We start from the raw sequence: 1545 nt of genomic DNA, 5'->3' as shown, positions 1-1545 counted from the left end.
GGCCATGGCGTCGAGGGCGCGCTGGCGATCGACTGGCCGGGTCTGATGACCTTCAAGCGGAGCTTCACCGATCCGATCCCGGCCAAGCAGGAGGCCCGCCACGCCGAGCTGGGCGTCGACGCCTTCCATGGGACCGCCCGTTTCTTGGGGCCAGACAGGGTCACGGTGGACGGCGACACCCTGCAGGCCCGCCACATCCTAATCGCCACCGGCGGCCGTCCGGTCCCGCTCGGCATCCCCGGCGAGGACCTGGTCGTGACGAGTGACGCCTTCATGGAGCTTGAGCGCCTCCCACGCCGGATCGTGCTGATCGGCGGCGGCTATGTCGCGGCGGAGTTCTCGCACCTGGCGGCGCGCGCCGGCGCCGAGGTCACCATCCTGCAACGGTCTGCGCGGCTCCTGCCGCACTTCGATCCCGACCTGGTGGGCTGGCTCATGCCGCGGTTCCACGAACTCGGCATCGCCATGGAGACGGGCGCGACGGTCACCCGCATCGAGCGCACTGACGACGGCTTGCGCGTCCACGCTTCCCGGCGCGACGCCCCGGACCTCAGCGTCACGGCCGATCTGGTGGTCCACGCGGCTGGGCGCGGGCCCGACCTCGATGCTCTGGACCTGGCGGCCGGCGACGTCGCCGCGCGGGACGGACGGCTGCAGCTGAACGAGCACCTGCAGAGCGTCTCCAACCCGCGGGTCTATGCCGCCGGCGACGCCGCTGGGATGGGACCGCCCCTGACGCCGGTCTCCAGCCACGACGCCAAGGTGGTCGCCGCCAACCTGTTGGAGGGCCCCTCGCACCGCCCGGACTATCGCGGCGTGCCGAGCGTCGCCTTCACCGTGCCGGCCATCGCCTCTGTCGGACTCTCCGAGGACGAGGCGCATCGCCGGGGCCTCAAGTTCCAGGTCAACGCCGCCTCGACGCCGAACTGGTTCACCGCGCGGCGCCTGGCGGAGCGGGTCTACGGCCACAAGGTGCTCATCGAGGAAGCTACCGAACGGATCCTTGGGGCGCACCTGGTGGGCACGCATGCCGAGGAGGTGATCAACCTCTTCGGCCTCGCCATCCGCCACGGCGTCACCGCGGCTGACCTGCGATCCACCATGTTCGCCTATCCGACCGGCGCCTCGGACGTGGGTTACATGCTCTAGACGCGGGAGCGGCCCCCGGTCTCGTTACGTGGGCCTATCTGGCGCCGGAGCCTCGAAGCCGACCTTCGGCACTTCGCCCTTAAGCGAGGAGCGGCCTCTATGCCGAGGCTGGCCCGCGGTGATCCGCAGCACCATCAGGCTGTCGGTCCGTCGAGAGCGTGATGGGACCGAAGTAGCCGAAGTCGTCGCGGCACATGGCGATGGCGCGGGCGACGTCGCGATAGACGCGGGGCGCGTCCGATTTGAACATGGCCAGGCGGTGCTCGCCCGAGCGGCCAGCTAGGCGCAGCCAGACGCTCCATTCGCCGGTTTCCGACTCGGTGAGCCGGACTTCCTTGATCGCGCCGCCGCGTTCCAGGAACCAGTTGACGTTGCGGGCACGGATGGGGAAGTCGG

The 1545-nt window shown here is 70.3% G+C and carries 2 protein-coding genes; one reads left to right on the top strand and one right to left on the bottom strand.

All coding sequences use genetic code 11. From position 1 onward, the window contains the following. On the top strand, positions 1-1149 hold a 1149-nt coding region (locus QZV94_RS25060), incomplete at its 5' end, for an NAD(P)/FAD-dependent oxidoreductase (RefSeq protein ID WP_293683222.1). Positions 1150-1246: 97 nt separating this feature from the next. Here the strand turns inward: QZV94_RS25060 and QZV94_RS25055 are convergent. Continuing rightward, positions 1247-1545 (bottom strand): hypothetical protein (locus QZV94_RS25055; protein ID WP_293683220.1); only part of this gene is annotated, 299 nt, incomplete at its 5' end.

The sequence above is a fragment of the uncultured Phenylobacterium sp. genome, from assembly GCF_902826855.1.
GTDB lineage: Bacteria > Pseudomonadota > Alphaproteobacteria > Caulobacterales > Caulobacteraceae > Phenylobacterium.
This window is presented reverse-complemented; position numbering and strand designations above follow the sequence as displayed.